Source organism: Microvirga sp. 3-52 (assembly GCF_018383585.1).
Classification (GTDB): Bacteria; Pseudomonadota; Alphaproteobacteria; order Rhizobiales; family Beijerinckiaceae; genus Microvirga.
On sequence record NZ_JAHAMK010000004.1, the window covers coordinates 261,938 to 275,695 of the forward strand.

General features: G+C 63.6%; 13 protein-coding genes and 1 pseudogene. 9 read left to right on the forward strand and 5 right to left on the reverse strand.

Annotated features, from left to right (window positions below):
• Window positions 1-16: 16 nt before the first annotated feature.
• Window positions 17-739 (reverse strand): septum site-determining protein MinC, encoded by a 723-nt coding sequence (gene minC / locus KHP60_RS05635; RefSeq protein WP_311924679.1) that lies wholly within the window; start codon window positions 737-739, stop codon window positions 17-19.
• A 450-nt stretch (window positions 740-1,189) separates the two neighbouring features.
• Between minC and KHP60_RS05640 the strand changes: the two genes are divergently transcribed.
• The gene (locus tag KHP60_RS05640) at window positions 1,190-2,302 is read left to right on the forward strand and encodes a TAXI family TRAP transporter solute-binding subunit (protein WP_213562583.1); all 1,113 of its coding nucleotides are present in this window, start codon (window positions 1,190-1,192) and stop codon (window positions 2,300-2,302) included.
• A gap of 68 nt (window positions 2,303-2,370) precedes the next feature.
• Window positions 2,371-3,939 (forward strand): hypothetical protein, encoded by a 1,569-nt coding sequence (locus KHP60_RS05645; RefSeq protein ID WP_213562584.1) that lies wholly within the window; start codon window positions 2,371-2,373, stop codon window positions 3,937-3,939.
• 63 nt (window positions 3,940-4,002) lie between these two features.
• On the opposite strand, the gene KHP60_RS05650 is transcribed toward KHP60_RS05645, so the two are convergent.
• On the reverse strand, window positions 4,003-4,260 hold the full coding sequence (locus tag KHP60_RS05650; protein WP_213562585.1) for a hypothetical protein: 258 nt from the start codon (window positions 4,258-4,260) through the stop codon (window positions 4,003-4,005).
• A 181-nt stretch (window positions 4,261-4,441) separates the two neighbouring features.
• On the opposite strand from KHP60_RS05650, the gene KHP60_RS05655 reads away from it, so the two are divergent.
• From KHP60_RS05655 to KHP60_RS05670, 4 genes are all read left to right on the forward strand, one after another.
• A complete protein-coding gene (locus KHP60_RS05655; RefSeq protein ID WP_213562586.1) occupies window positions 4,442-5,053 on the forward strand; it encodes a helix-turn-helix domain-containing protein in 612 nt (203 codons plus the stop codon).
• The gene (locus KHP60_RS05660; RefSeq protein WP_213562587.1) at window positions 5,050-5,589 is read left to right on the forward strand and encodes a GNAT family N-acetyltransferase; all 540 of its coding nucleotides are present in this window, start codon (window positions 5,050-5,052) and stop codon (window positions 5,587-5,589) included. Before KHP60_RS05655 ends, KHP60_RS05660 begins: the two co-directional genes overlap by 4 nt.
• A gap of 127 nt (window positions 5,590-5,716) precedes the next feature.
• On the forward strand, window positions 5,717-6,484 hold the full coding sequence (locus tag KHP60_RS05665; RefSeq protein ID WP_213562588.1) for a sulfite exporter TauE/SafE family protein: 768 nt from the start codon (window positions 5,717-5,719) through the stop codon (window positions 6,482-6,484).
• Between the two features lie 128 nt (window positions 6,485-6,612).
• Entirely contained in the window at window positions 6,613-7,092 is a 480-nt protein-coding gene (locus KHP60_RS05670; RefSeq protein ID WP_213562589.1) for a hypothetical protein, read from the forward strand.
• 259 nt (window positions 7,093-7,351) lie between these two features.
• Here the strand turns inward: KHP60_RS05670 and KHP60_RS05675 are convergent, their stop codons facing one another.
• Entirely contained in the window at window positions 7,352-8,383 is a 1,032-nt protein-coding gene (locus KHP60_RS05675; RefSeq protein ID WP_213562590.1) for a cysteine synthase A, read from the reverse strand.
• Between the two features lie 453 nt (window positions 8,384-8,836).
• Here KHP60_RS05675 and KHP60_RS05680 point away from each other — a divergent pair, with 453 nt between their 5' ends.
• Window positions 8,837-10,072, forward strand: coding sequence for a YeeE/YedE family protein (locus tag KHP60_RS05680; protein ID WP_213562591.1), 1,236 nt, complete (start codon window positions 8,837-8,839; stop codon window positions 10,070-10,072).
• 89 nt (window positions 10,073-10,161) lie between these two features.
• Here the strand turns inward: KHP60_RS05680 and KHP60_RS05685 are convergent, their stop codons facing one another.
• Window positions 10,162-11,082, reverse strand: coding sequence for a hydrogen peroxide-inducible genes activator (locus tag KHP60_RS05685; protein ID WP_213562592.1), 921 nt, complete (start codon window positions 11,080-11,082; stop codon window positions 10,162-10,164).
• Between the two features lie 93 nt (window positions 11,083-11,175).
• On the opposite strand from KHP60_RS05685, the gene KHP60_RS05690 reads away from it, so the two are divergent.
• Window positions 11,176-12,642: a catalase gene (locus KHP60_RS05690; RefSeq protein ID WP_213562593.1), complete on the forward strand. Its 1,467-nt coding sequence runs from the start codon at window positions 11,176-11,178 to the stop codon at window positions 12,640-12,642.
• Between the two features lie 178 nt (window positions 12,643-12,820).
• Here the strand turns inward: KHP60_RS05690 and KHP60_RS05695 are convergent, their stop codons facing one another.
• The gene (locus KHP60_RS05695; protein ID WP_213562594.1) at window positions 12,821-13,471 is read right to left on the reverse strand and encodes an MBL fold metallo-hydrolase; all 651 of its coding nucleotides are present in this window, start codon (window positions 13,469-13,471) and stop codon (window positions 12,821-12,823) included.
• A gap of 142 nt (window positions 13,472-13,613) precedes the next feature.
• Between KHP60_RS05695 and KHP60_RS05700 the strand changes: the two are divergent.
• Window positions 13,614-13,758, forward strand: a pseudogene (locus KHP60_RS05700) (S-(hydroxymethyl)glutathione dehydrogenase); the annotation flags it as partial.

Below are 13,758 nucleotides of genomic sequence, written 5' to 3' on the forward strand. Positions count from 1 at the left end.
GTCGTCTCTCTTTCTCTCAATCCATTGTTTTCAGGATGATCGAATCGCCATCCAGGTTCACTTGCACGGGCTGACCGAGGAACTTGCCCCCCAGATCGTCAGCGGTCTTGTAGAGCCCATCGATCGCGATCAATTCGGCTTCGAATTTTCGGCAGAAGATGCGGGCGCGGCCATTGCCCGTGCAGCCGGCGATGGCCCGGCCGCGCAGGGTGCCGTAGACATGGATCGAGCCGCCGGCGACGATCTCGGAGCCCGAGGCGACGGAGCCCAGAACCGTCACATCGCCTTCAGGGTGCAGGATCGATTGCCCCGAGCGGACAGAGCCTTCGATGAGAAGCGACTTCTCCGGCACGGGCGCATCGCCGAAAGGCGTACCGGCGGCGGCAACTGCCGCGCTGGCCGCATCCGGCACGTCGATCTCGCCCGTCGGCTTGCCGCCGTTGATCGGCGGCGGCATGTCGGCGTCGACATTCTCGGGAGCCGCGCCCTCGAGGCCGATGATGCGGATATTGCGCATCTTGAAGGCCGCGAGGAGGAATTTCAGCTCGGACTTGGAAGGCTTTAACGATGAAACGTCGGCAATGATGGGCCGCCCGGTGAAGAAGCCGGGCGAACGCTCCGAGACGGCATCGAGATCTTCGAGCCAGTCCCTCAGCGGCACTTCGGGCGCGAGGACCAGGGCCATGAAGGACCTGCCACGGAAGCGAAGAGATGGACGGTTGCGAACGGCAATGGTCACGGGAGTTCAGGTTCCTTTAATTCCCCATGATTTCGACCGTTTATGGTTAACGGACCGTTAAAGGAGCCCGTGGGCGATAACAATTTTCCGGCAACGCGGCTGGCTCGTCCTGAGGGAATTCTGGGAACGCAGATCAGGGTAAACCCTGAGGCCGGATGAGACATTCAGCTTTTTCAAGGAATATAAAGATAAGTTATATCTCTTTTTGAGTATTCTCTAGCACTTCTTGAGTATTACCTCGTCCTCAAAGCTCAATTGAACGAATCCGGCAGGAGCCTACGATGATCCTTCTTTCGTTTTGTTTCATCGTTGCTTAGAGCCTCATTCCATCGACAGGGACGACCGCAAGACGATCGGATCGACGAACAGCCGCAAGGCTCATCCAGGGGAGGATGAAGAATGTCGGATCGAGTGAATATCCTTTCTCCGTTAAGCAGGCTTTTCCGCCATTTGTCCCTTCAGGGCATCTTTGTCGCAGCCGCACTGGTGTCCGGCACGGTTGTTTCATCGGCTCAGACGGCACCGGCGTTCAATCCGGCCCGCGCCAATTCGGGCACGCTCGGGGTGATCTCGGGGGGCGCGGACGGTACCTATATCCGCATCGCCGCCGACCTCGCCAACGTGCTCGACGGCGAAGACCTGCGCGTGCTGCCCATGATCGGCCGCGGCTCGCTGCAGAATCTGCGCGACATCATGTTCCTGCGCGGGGTCGATATCGGCATCGTCCAGATGGATGCGCGCGAACAGCTGAATGTGGAAAATCTCCAGAACGATGCGGTGCGGCGCCTGCGCTTCATCACCCGCCTCTACAACGAGGAGGTCCATATCATCGCCAACCGGGAGATTGCCGATATCCGGCAGCTCGAGGGCAAGAAGGTCAATATCGACAAGGCCGGCAGCGGCACCAACCTGACCTCGCGCCTGATCTTCGACAAGCTCGGGATCAAGCCCGAGATGACCACATTCGATCAGGCTTCGTCCTATGCGAAGCTGAAGTCCGGAGAAATCCAGGCGGCGGTCTATGTGGCCGGACGCCCGGTCCGCGCCATCGCCGAGTTCCAGACGGATGGGCAGTTCCACCTCCTCCCGATTCCTTTCGAGGGGGAGATCGCGGAAAGCTATTTCCCCGCCCGCTTCGCGAATTCCGATTATCCGCAGCTGGTCGCCAACGATAAGCCGGTCGAAACCCTGGCGGTCGGCAGCCTGCTCGCCGTGTTCAACTGGCCCGAGAACTCCGATCGCTACAACCGCGTCAAGCGCTTCGTGGATGCGTTCTTCTCCCGGTTCGACGAATTCCTGCAGCCGGGCCGGCATCCGAAATGGAAGGAGGTCAATCTCGCGGCCGACGTCCCCGGCTGGGAGCGCGTGAGGCCCGCCCAGGCATGGCTCGACCGCGCCGCAATGGCCAGCAAGCCTTCGCCCCAGGGCCAAAGCTTCGAGAGCTTCATGAAGAGCAGAGGCATCGACGTTTCGGCCGAGCAGCGCGAGGTCCTGTTCCGGGAATTCCTCGCTTGGCAGAGCGATCGGCAAAGAGCCGCCCGGCGGGTCACCCGGCAAGACTAAGAAACCAAGACAGGACCGAAGCCAAAGGCTCGAGTGAAGCCTTTGGCGGCCATCGGAGGAGGTCCGACATGATTGGGCACAGTAAATTTGGATTGAAATCTTTAACGGCAGAGTTGCTGACCACCACCTTGATCGGCATCGCACTTCTCGGACCGGCAGCCGCACAGGGCTCCCCCCCTGGCGATGCTCTCAACAAGGAGGAACCCTCCCTCAAGGCGGGAACGACGGAAAACCTTCTCACTCTCCTGCCGCTTCTCCTGACCTCTCCGGATCGAAAGCAGCTTGCCGCCGATCTCGAAGCGTCCATCCGGAAAGGCGACCTGAAAAAGGCCGAGAACAGTCTCAACTCGGCCATCGAGGTCGGTACCCTTGCGATCGTCCTCGTCGATCATCTGAAAGATCCGGACTTCATCACCACCTTGCAGGGTCTCGGCATCCGGGGCGATGACCATCCGACACCGGTTCCGGCCACCGTGGACAGGGCGGCCGAAACCTGTGCAGCCCCTTCTGCAGCCGCTACGGCCAATCTGGCCGACATGCAGCAGGCTCTGGAGCAGGAGCAATCCTTCAGCGGCAGGATCTCGCAAACCCTGACCGGCCTCATGGAGGAGCGCAACGCCCTTGAAGCGCGCCTGGAGAAGGAGACGGCGTCTCAAGCACTCACGGCATCCGAGATGCAGAAGACCCTGCAGCGGGAGCGGGACCAGGCTCAGGCGGCTATACAGGAGCTGGAGCGGCTCAGGAAGGAACATGGTGCCCTGCAGGCCGCCCGGGAGCAGGACAAGGCTTCCGTGGCATCGCATGCATCCGAGCTGGACGCGGCTCTGCGTCAGGAACGCGAGCGGAGAGACAATGCCGAGCGCCAGTTCGCCAGCGCCGCGAAGAAACTGCGCGATCTCCAAGCCGTCAACGAAGAGAGGGCGGCGTCCGAAGCGGCCCGCGTGGCGGAACTGGAGAAGGCCCTGACATGGGCCCGGATGCGCAGCGACATGCTGACCCAGGAGCTTGTGGACACCACGGAGGAATTGCACGCGCTTCAGGAGCCTCATCGGTCGAGGGCCACGCCTGTGGTGTTCCGCCTTGCGGCAACAGGAACCGAACCCCCGCTGGCTCCCTCACAGCAGGAAGCGCCTCTTCAGGAGCCGCTGCCTCCGCTGCCGGCGGAGAGGAAGCCGTCATTGGCGGATGCCGCGCGGGTTCTGCCGAACGTCACCTCCGCGTTGCCGTCGAAAGAGCCGACTTCGGTCGTGGTTGCATCTCTCCCGGACGGCGTTCAGCCCCTGCCGCTGGGCGCGACGACCACGGCTCCGGCCAAGACCGAATCTCCACCGGCAGAGGACCCCAAGGTGAGCGCACCTGCCGAGGTTCCCAAGACGGACGACCGTCTGACGATCCGCGCGGAAGAACTCTTCCGCAAAGGCGATGTGAGCGGAGCCCGACTGCTTCTCGAGCGGGCCCTGGACGGCGGCAATGCGCGTGCGGCCTTCCTGTTGGCAGAGACCTTCGATCCGAACGTTCTCTCCAAGCTGGGCGTCCTGGGAATCCGTGGCGATGACGCCAAGGCCCGCGCGTTCTACGCCCGGGCCCGTGACATGGGCATCGCTCAGGCCGGAGAACGAATGGAAGCGTTGAAGTAGTTTTCTAGCGCATCGTGCGGACCCGAACGATGCGCCCCTTACAGGGGAGCATCGGACGATGCGCTAGAACGGCACCCACTCGCCGCCTTCGGTGAGCGAATCCACGGCGCGTTCGAGAGCCGTGCCGGCATCGAGCAGCTGCTGGGCCGTCTGCTGGATCTGCAGGGGCGGGCCGGGAAGGCCGACCACGTGTTCGGTCAGCTCCTTCACGCGTTCGATGAGATCGATCAGGTCGGCGGCGAGCGCAGCCCTCTCCTCTGCCTCGGCGGCAGGGGGGCGTCCCGGCTTCAGGCGCGGGGCGAGAGGGATCACGTTCGACATGCCTTGAAAATCTTCTTTTGTTCTGCCGAGGGCAATGGACGGCCCGGGCGTGATCCACAGCAAACCGCAGCCTTAGGGCCTGCCGAGCTTCGTGGCGATCCCTTTTTCGTACCCCTGGAGACTTGCGCGAGGCCTGTTCCGACGGATTGACTCCAGTATATTGGATCAATAGTCTATTTTAATGGAAACGGGCTCTGCCATTAACGGCCATCTGGCGGTGCGCCTCCGTGATCTGCGCACGGAGAGCGGCATGACCATGGATGGGCTGTCCGAGCGCACGGGTGTGAGCCGCTCCATGATATCCCTGATCGAGCGCGGCGAGAGCAGCCCCACGGCGGCGGTGCTCGACAAGCTGGCCGCCGGCCTCGGCGTGACCCTGGCATCCCTCTTCGCCGAGAAGGACAGCGCTGGGGCCTCTCCCCTCGCGCGCCGCGCCGATCAGCGTGTCTGGCGCGATCCCGACAGCGGCTACATGCGTCGCAATCTGTCGCCCGCCGGATTTCCCTCTCCCATCGAACTCGTCGAGGTGGTTCTCCCGCCGGGCGCGCGGGTGGCCTACGACACGGGCCATCGCGCCTCTCCGGTTCATCAGCAGATCTGGATCATTGAGGGCGAGATCGCCCTGACACTGGGCGACGAGACGCACCATCTGGCCACCGGCGACTGCCTGTCCATGCGCCTCGACCGACCGACCGTTTTTCGCAACCATTCCGACCGACCCGCCCGCTATGTGGTGGCGCTCGCCACCGACGCGCGTGCCGGGGCGGGCATCCAGCGCCGAGGAGACCTATGACCGAGTCGATCACCATCCGCCATCTCTCCGCACGGGAAGCCAGGGAGCAGATCGGTGCCTTGTCCGCCGTCCTGATCGATTGCGTCGAGGGCGGCGCCTCGGTCAGCTTCATGTCGCCTCTGACCCGGGAGAGAGCCGATGCCTTCTGGCAGGGCGTCGCCCAGGGGGTCGCCGAAGGAGAGCGCATCCTGCTCGTGGCCCAGGAGGACACGAGCGGATGGATCGTGGGCACCGTGCAGATCGTGCTCAAGCAGCCGGAGAACCAGCCGCATCGCGCCGACATCGCCAAGATGCTCGTTCACGGCCGGGCGCGGAAGCGCGGCATCGGCGCGGCTCTGATGCGGGCCGCCGAAGACGCGGCCCGAAAGGCCGGAAAATCCGTGCTCGTGCTCGACACCGTGACGGGAGGCGACGCCGAGCGGCTTTACGAGCGGGCCGGCTGGACCAAATCCGGCGTGATTCCCAACTACGCCCTGTGGCCGAAGGGCGGGTTCTGCGACACGACCGTGTTCTACAAGCAGGTCTCTCCCGCCTGAGAGGCGCTCCTCCGGCGCAGAGGAAAACAGGCCTAGACAAATCGCCTAATGGGCTTGAGTGCGCTCACCATGCTATGGCCGGACGTCTTCAACCCTCCTTCTCCGTATTCCCCGTTAGATCAACATCATGGACTTATCCACTGCGGCGCTCCTGGCCGCCTCGGGTCTCGCGGCCGGCCTCGTCAATGCGATTGCAGGCGGCGGCACTTTCTTCACCTTCTCCGCCCTCGTCGCCGCAGGTCTCCCGCCCGTCGTCGCCAATGCTACGAGCGCCGTGGCGGTCACGCCCGCCAACCTGTCGAGCGCCTGGGCCTATCGGCGGGAGCTCGCCTCCAATGTCAGGCGCTTTGCGGCGCTGGGCGTCGTCAGTCTCGTCGGCGGGCTGATCGGCGCCTACATCCTCACCGTCACCAACAACGACGCCTTCCGGCAGCTGGTGCCGTGGCTTCTACTGTTCGCGACCCTGCTCTTTGCCGCGAGCCCGAAGATCGTGGCGCTCGCCCGCGCCATCGGCAAACATGAAGGGCACCATCCGTCGACCAAGGCCTGGGCCGCGGGGCTCGCGTTCCAGACCGGCGTCGCGATCTATGGCGGCTTCTTCGGGGCGGGCATGGGGATCGTCATGCTGGCGGCGCTTGCGATCACCGAAGGCGACGATTTCCATGTGATCAACTCCGCGAAGCATCTGTGCTCCACGCTGATCCAACTCGTCGCCGTCGTCCTGTTCGTCGCAGCGGGTCTCGTCAGCTGGCCCGAAACCATCATCGTCGGCGCTGCCTCCGTGATCGGCGGCTATCTCGGTGTGGTCTTCGGCCGTCGCCTGCCCGCAAGCGTCATCCGCTGGCTGGTGATCGCAGTCGGCGCGGCACTGACACTGTATTTCTTTATCCGTTGAATTCGGTAACCATTCTCGAAATAGCACGAGGTCGGGCAGCTTTTTGTAAGGGGCTGCCCGATTCACGCCACAACCATGCTCCTTCCTGCCACGACTCGATTCTCACGCTTCGCGAAAAGGAAATGCCCGTGGCCGAATCCCAAAACCTCTCAGGACTCGACGGAACGCACTCGGTAAGCGCTCTCGGCCTGCGCTGGGCTGCCTTGCGCGGCATGTTGAACTCGCCGCTGATCATGGCCGACGAACAGCGCCCGCTGCGTGACGAGCTCCTGCGCGAGCTTGCTGCCATCGAACAGGATTTCAGCGATCTGCCGTCGCGCACCACGACGGAGATTTCCGCCAAACTCGACATTGCGAAATCGGCCCTTCGGGAGCGCATTCAGAATGGAGAGACCTGGCTGATCGACCTGATCGACAGCATCCAGTCCGACCTCCACACCGTCACGCAGAAGCCGTCGGCGACGACTGCGGCGCCGACGGCCAATCGCTCGCCCGCCAATCTCAGCCGGCCTCAGCAGCAACGTTCCGACGACAGCAGCACCTCTTCGACATCACCGAGTTCCACGACCTCTACGGGCTCGGAAGCGGCTACCTCTTCGGCGGCCTGATTCTTAAAGGTCCGACCCTTGAATCGGTTTACGCTCCGGCCCCCACTCTGGGAGTCCGGCTCGTAAGGTCATGCACCGGCCTTCCCTCCCGGTTGCGGGGTGGGGACCGTGCAACCGGATAGGACATTCCCGTCGTGGCGACCCGGACTTGATCCGGGGACGGCCATCCTGATCCTGTGAAGCTCAGCGCTTCGATCCATCGGGATCACCGGCGCAAGGCCGGTGACGACGGAGCAGGCAGAGCGGCCTCTGCAATCTGCTACACGAGGCCCGGATCGATGGTGCTCTTTCTCTCGAGCCATCCCGGAACGGGCAGGTTCTTCGAACGCAGGAATTCCGGGTTGAAGAGCTTGGAGTGATAGCGCGTACCGTAATCGCACAGGACCGTCACAACCGTGTGCCCGGGCCCGAGCTGCCCGGCGAGGCGGATGGCGCCCGCCACATTGATGCCGGACGATCCGCCCAGGCATAATCCCTCATGCTCCAGGAGATCGAAGACGATCGGCACCGCCTCCTCATCCGGGATCTGGAAGGCGATGTCGATGGGAGCATCGACCAGGTTGGCCGTGATGCGACCCTGACCGATGCCTTCCGTGATGGACGAGCCCGAGGCCTTCAGCTCGCCGGTCGTGTAGTAGCTGTAGAGGGCTGCCCCCATCGGGTCGGCGAGGCCGATGGCCACCTTCGGATTGCGCTCCTTCAGCGCCATGCCGACACCCGCAAGCGTGCCACCCGTGCCGACCGCGCAGACGAAGCCGTCCACCTTGCCTTCCGTCTGCTCCCAGATCTCCGGCCCCGTCGTCTCGATGTGCGCCTGCCGGTTCGCCACGTTGTCGAACTGGTTGGCCCAGATCGCGCCGTTCGGCTCGGATTCCGCGAGGCGCTCCGCCAGCCGGCCTGAGACCTTCACGTAGTTGTTGGGATTGGCGTAAGGAACGGCCGGGACTTCGATGAGCTCGGCGCCCGCGAGCCGCAGCATGTCCTTCTTCTCCTGGCTCTGCGTCTCCGGGATCACGATGACCGTCCGGAACCCGAGAGCGTTGGCGACCAGGGCCAGGCCGATGCCGGTATTGCCGGCCGTGCCTTCGACGATCACGCCGCCCGGACGCAAGGCCCCGCGCTTCACCGCATCCTGAATGATGAACAGGGCCGCCCGGTCCTTCACCGACTGGCCGGGGTTCATGAACTCGGCCTTGCCCAGGATGGTGCATCCGGTGAGTTCGGAGGCATGGCGGAGCTTGATCAGGGGCGTGTTGCCGATGGCGGCAGGAACGTCGGGCTGGATGGTCATGGATCTACCTGCAGGCTGCGAGGGAACGTCAGCGATTGGAGGAATCGGATGTAAACCGTTCGACCCGAATATCCACCGCCATATTCACATACTCACTATGTAATTATAAAATAAAATACAATCCTTGACGTTCTTTATAACGAACCACATTATCTGGTCTATTNCCACCGCCATATTCACATACTCACTATGTAATTATAAAATAAAATACAATCCTTGACGTTCTTTATAACGAACCACATTATCTGGTCTATTGGAGCCTGAAACGTTGGCCAGGAGCGCCACTCCCCCGTCATGGCCGGGCTCGTCCCGGCCATCCCGATTGGAAAAGCGCGGTGTTCACCACCTCGTCATCACCGGCACGAGGCCGGTGATGACGAGGTGGTGAATTTCCGGCCGAGCTTCAGGCTCCTAATTGTCCGCAATCCCACTCACGAAAGCTCAGGAGCGACCATGTCCAGCTCTGCCGTGGCTTCGCCTCTTTCCGTCGGAAACCGTGCAAGCTTGACCATCAATGCTCCGGCCTCCCTGGCTGCCGCAGCCGGCATCGTCGGCGGCGCGGCTCTGCTCGGAGCCATCATCAATCCGCAGCAGGCGGCGCTCTACGTGCTCGGCGCAGCTCTCGGGCTCGTGCTCTATCACGCCGCCTTCGGCTTCACCTCGGCCTGGCGCGTCTTCATCGCGGATCGTCGCGGCGAGGGTCTGCGCGCGCAGATGGTCATGCTGGCGATCGCCTCCATCCTGTTCTTCCCCGTCCTCGCCTCCGGCTCCCTCTTCGGCCAGCCGGTGGCCGGCAACGTATCGCCGGCGGGCATCGGCGTGGTCTTCGGCGCCTTCATCTTCGGCATCGGCATGCAGATGGGCGGCGGCTGCGCCTCAGGTACGCTCTATACGGTCGGCGGCGGCTCCACGCGCATGGTGATCACGCTCGCCGCCTTCATCGCGGGCTCCGCCATCGGGGCGGCGCATCTGCACTGGTGGACGGCGCTGCCGAGCCTGCCCAAGATTTCGATTATCGAGCTTTGGGGACCCTGGACCGCGCTCGCGGTGCAGCTCGCCGTCTTCGCCATCATCGCCGGTATGACGGTGGTGTTGGAAAAGCGCCGTCATGGCCAGTTGATCCAGCCTGCTCCCTCCCCGCGCCAGGGTCTTGCACGCTTCACGCGCGGTCCGTGGCCGCTGGTGGCGGGCGCGGTGGCGCTCGCGCTCCTGAACTTCGTGACGCTCTACCTCGCCGGCCGGCCCTGGGGCGTAACCTCGGCCTTCGCCCTCTGGGGCTCGAAGATCGCCGCCGTCATTGGTTTCGACGTGGCGAGCTGGCCCTATTGGTCGAGCCCCGCCAGCCAGGCCGCGCTCAACGGCAGCATCTTCAACGACATCACGACGGTGATGGATTTCGGCATCATTCTCGGTGCGCTTCTGGCCGCCGCCCTCGCCGGCCGCTTCGCCCCCACCTGGAAGGTCCCGCTGCGCTCCGCCATTGCTGCAATCGTCGGCGGCCTGCTTCTCGGCTACGGCGCGCGGCTCGCCTATGGCTGCAACATCGGCGCTTATTTCTCCGGTATCGCATCCGGCAGCTTTCACGGATGGGTCTGGCTCGTCGCGGCCTTTGCGGGCAACGTCCTCGGCACACGCCTGCGTCCGCTCTTCGGCCTCGAAGTGGAGCGCGTGAAGCTCACGGGCTGCTGATCGTTTCGTGACTTTTCAGGGAGGCCTTCCGGCAAATTTGGAAAGCCTCCCTGGCGTTTCGAGCAATCCGTCGGCCCCTGATCGACGCATCAGTGAGCGGCAGGTTTTCCCGCGTCCTCATTCGGCTGCTTGACCGACCTGATCAGGTTGCCCAGAGCCAGGAAGTCGCCTTTACGGGTCGATGTCCGGCGCCAAGCCAGCCCGACCGTGCGCATGGGTGCGTCCTCGGGAAATTCGATGAGCGCGACCCGCTGCCGGTCGACCTCGGCCTGGGCGCAGAGTTCGGGAAGCAGCGTGATGCCGTGCCCGGCCGCCACCATCTGCATGATGGTCGTGAGCGAAGCGGCACCCAAAGCCTTCCGGGCCTGCATGTTGGCGATTTGGCAGAACTGCAGGGCCTGATCCCTGAGGCAATGCCCCTCCTCCAGAAGAAGAAGGCGCTCCTGACCGATGCGGGCGCGCAGGTCGCTGTTCGCCCAGTCCTGGGCAGCCTGGATCCGAACCGCAATGAGAAAACGGTCGTCGAACAGCGCCATGGTCTCCACCTGCGGCTGCTGGATCGGCAGCGCCAGGAGGGCGGCATCGAGGTCACCCCGGATCAGCTCCTCGACCAGTGCCCCGGTCTGGGTCTCGCGGATCTGGAGGTCGAGGGCCGGATAATGCTTGGCCACCTCGGTCAGGATCGCCGGCAGCAGGTAGGGGGCGACCGATGGAATGATCCCAAGGCGCAACGGGCCTGTCAGGACACCCTGTTGCTGGCGGGCAAAATCGGAGAGTTCGCGCACCTGGCTCAGGATTGCCTCGGCCCTGGCGGCGATCTCCTGGCCCGCTACGGTCATGGCAATGGAATTGCCCCGGCGCTCGACGAGTTCGACGCCGAGTTCCCGCTCCAGTTCCTTGATCTGCATGGAAATGGCGGGCTGCGTGACGGCGCAGTGATCGGCCGCCATGCCGAAATGCTTCGTTCGGGCGAGCGCTTCGAAGTAGCGTAACTGGCGAATGGTGACCATTCGATAAGAATAACTGATCGCTCTTTGTAATCAATACAATTGGATCTTATCGGATCTCCCCGGCATCTTGCGCGGCACTCAACGGGGACGACCATGACAAAAACGACGACCATGACCACGACGGCCGGCGCGCCGATCGCCGACAACCAGAACAGTCTTTCGGCCGGCAGCCGCGGTCCGCTGCTGCTCCAGGACTACCAGTTGATCGAGAAGCTGGCGCACCAGAACCGGGAGCGCGTTCCGGAGCGCGTGGTTCATGCCAAGGGCTCGGCCGCCTATGGCACCCTGACCATCACCAACGACATCACCCGATACTCCAAGGCGAAAGTCTTCTCGGAGATCGGCAAGCAGACCGAAGTCTTCCTGCGCTTCTCGACCGTGGCCGGCGAGCGCGGCGCGGCCGATGCCGAGCGCGACGTGCGCGGCTTCGCGCTGAAGTTCTACACGGAAGAGGGCAACTGGGACATCGTCGGCAACAACACGCCGGTGTTCTTCGTGCGCGACCCGGTGAAGTTCCCCGACTTCATCCGCACGCAGAAGCGCCACCCGGCCACGAACCTGCGTTCGACGACCGCCATGTGGGATTTCTGGTCGCTCAGCCCCGAGAGCCTGCATCAGGTGACGATCCTGTTCTCGGATCGCGGTCTGCCGCAGGGCTACCGCTTCATGCACGGCTTCGGTTCGCACACCTACTCGTTCATCAACGAGGCCGATGAGCGCTTCTGGGTGAAGTTCCACTTCAAGTCCATGCAGGGCATCAAGACCTGGTCGAACCGCGAGGCCGAGGCCGTTATCGCCAAGGATCGCGAGAGCGCCCAGCGCGACCTCTACGAGGCCATCGAAGGCGGCGACTTCCCGCGCTGGAAGTTCTGCGTCCAGATCATGCCGGAGATGGATGCGGAGAAGACCTCCTACAACCCGTTCGACGTCACCAAGGTGTGGCCGCACGCGGAATATCCGCTGATCGAGGTCGGCGTGCTCGAGCTCAACCAGAATGCGCAGCACTACTTCGCCGAGGTCGAGCAATCCTCGTTCTCGCCGTCGAACATCGTGCCCGGCATCGGCTTCTCGCCCGACAAGATGCTGCAGGGCCGCATCTTCGCCTATGCGGATGCGCATCGCTATCGCGTCGGCACCCATTACGAAGCGCTCCCGGTGAATCGTCCGCGCTGCCCGGTGAATCACTACCATTCGGACGGCGCGATGCTGTTCGACCTGCCCAACCGCGGCAATGCGTATTACGAGCCGAACTCCTTCAACGGCCCGGTGCAGACGCAGCGCGCCGCCGAACCGCCGCTCAAGATCTCGGGCGATGCCGACCGCTACGATCACCGCGCCGGCAACGACGACTACAGGCAGCCGGGCGACCTGTTCCGCCTCATGACGCCGGACGAGCAGAGCCGGCTCATGGACAACATCGCGGAAGCCATGCAGGGCGTGCCCGAGGCGATCGTGAAGCGCCAGATCGTGCACTTCTATCTCGCCGACAAGGGCTATGGCCTCGGCGTGGCGGACCGCATGGGCCTTAAGGGCGCCGTCATGATCCAGGCTGCGAAATAAGCAAAAAGCCCTAGGGGCGAAGGAAAAACGGCCCGGGAGCAATCCCGGGCCGTTTTTCCTTCGGCGATTCCTACAGTGTCATCCCCGGCGAGCGTAGCGAGGGAAGGGAATCCATGGTCCTAAGCAGTCGATGGATCCCCTTCCCGGCCCTGAAGGGCCGCCGGGGATGACACAGATTTCACAACAATCCCTCGCCCTGCAGGAATGGGTTGGTCTGCCGCTCCTCGCCGATGGTGCTCATGGGGCCGTGGCCGCAGATGAAGGCGATGTCGTCGCCGAGCGGCAGGAGCTTGTCCTTGATCGAGCGGATCAGCGCCCTGCCGTCGCCGCCGGGAAGATCGGTCCGCCCCACTGAGCCTTGAAACAGCACGTCGCCCACGAGCGCGAAGCGCTGTTGCGGCGACACGAGCACGACGCTGCCCGGCGAATGGCCGGGGCAATGCAGCACGTCGAGGATGAGATCGCCGACGGTGACCGTATCGCCTTCGTTCAGCCAGCGATCCGGCGTCACGGCGCGGGCGGGAAAGCCATAGGCCTGCCCCTGCTCCGCGAGCCGCTCCAGAAGGAACCGATCCGCCTCGTGCGGCCCCTCGATCCGGACGCCGAGATCCTCGCGCAGTTCGGCCGCTCCACCGGCATGATCGATATGGCCATGGGTGAGGATGATCTTTTCCACGGTCACGCCCGCTTGCGCGATGGCCTCGCGGATACGGGGAAGATCCCCTCCGGGATCGACCACCGCCGCCTTCTTGGTTTTCTCGCACCACAACAACGTGCAGTTCTGCTGAAACGGCGTCACGGAAATGATGGCGGCGCGGACATCTGGCACGAGAGGTTCCTTTGTCTTGTCGGGGCAGAGATAGGCTCTGGATAGGCCGCTGGGAAGCCTCGACGAGCAGGAGCGCTTCACTTGACCTTCCGTGACCCCGGTTCACATAGTCCCCTCATCGAATCACAACGAGGACACGAGCATGGAAACCAGGGCCGCTGTGGCGTGGGAGGCTGGCAAGCCGCTCACTGTCGAAACCATCCGCCTCGAAGGGCCGAAGGCCGGCGAAGTGCTGGTGGAAGTGATGGCGACGGGCGTCTGTCACACGGATGCCTATACCCTGTCGG

Excerpts from the sequence above, each read along its gene's own strand:
- KHP60_RS05645 (WP_213562584.1), top strand. The coding sequence starts at position 2,371 with ATGATTGGGCACAGTAAATTTGGATTGAAATCTTTAACGGCAGAGTTG.
- KHP60_RS05650 (WP_213562585.1), bottom strand. The coding sequence starts at position 4,260 with ATGTCGAACGTGATCCCTCTCGCCCCGCGCCTGAAGCCGGGACGCCCC.
- KHP60_RS05655 (WP_213562586.1), top strand. The coding sequence starts at position 4,442 with ATGGAAACGGGCTCTGCCATTAACGGCCATCTGGCGGTGCGCCTCCGT.
- KHP60_RS05660 (WP_213562587.1), top strand. The coding sequence starts at position 5,050 with ATGACCGAGTCGATCACCATCCGCCATCTCTCCGCACGGGAAGCCAGG.
- KHP60_RS05665 (WP_213562588.1), top strand. The coding sequence starts at position 5,717 with ATGGACTTATCCACTGCGGCGCTCCTGGCCGCCTCGGGTCTCGCGGCC.
- KHP60_RS05675 (WP_213562590.1), bottom strand. The coding sequence starts at position 8,383 with ATGACCATCCAGCCCGACGTTCCTGCCGCCATCGGCAACACGCCCCTG.
- KHP60_RS05680 (WP_213562591.1), top strand. The coding sequence starts at position 8,837 with ATGTCCAGCTCTGCCGTGGCTTCGCCTCTTTCCGTCGGAAACCGTGCA.
- KHP60_RS05685 (WP_213562592.1), bottom strand. The coding sequence starts at position 11,082 with ATGGTCACCATTCGCCAGTTACGCTACTTCGAAGCGCTCGCCCGAACG.
- KHP60_RS05690 (WP_213562593.1), top strand. The coding sequence starts at position 11,176 with ATGACAAAAACGACGACCATGACCACGACGGCCGGCGCGCCGATCGCC.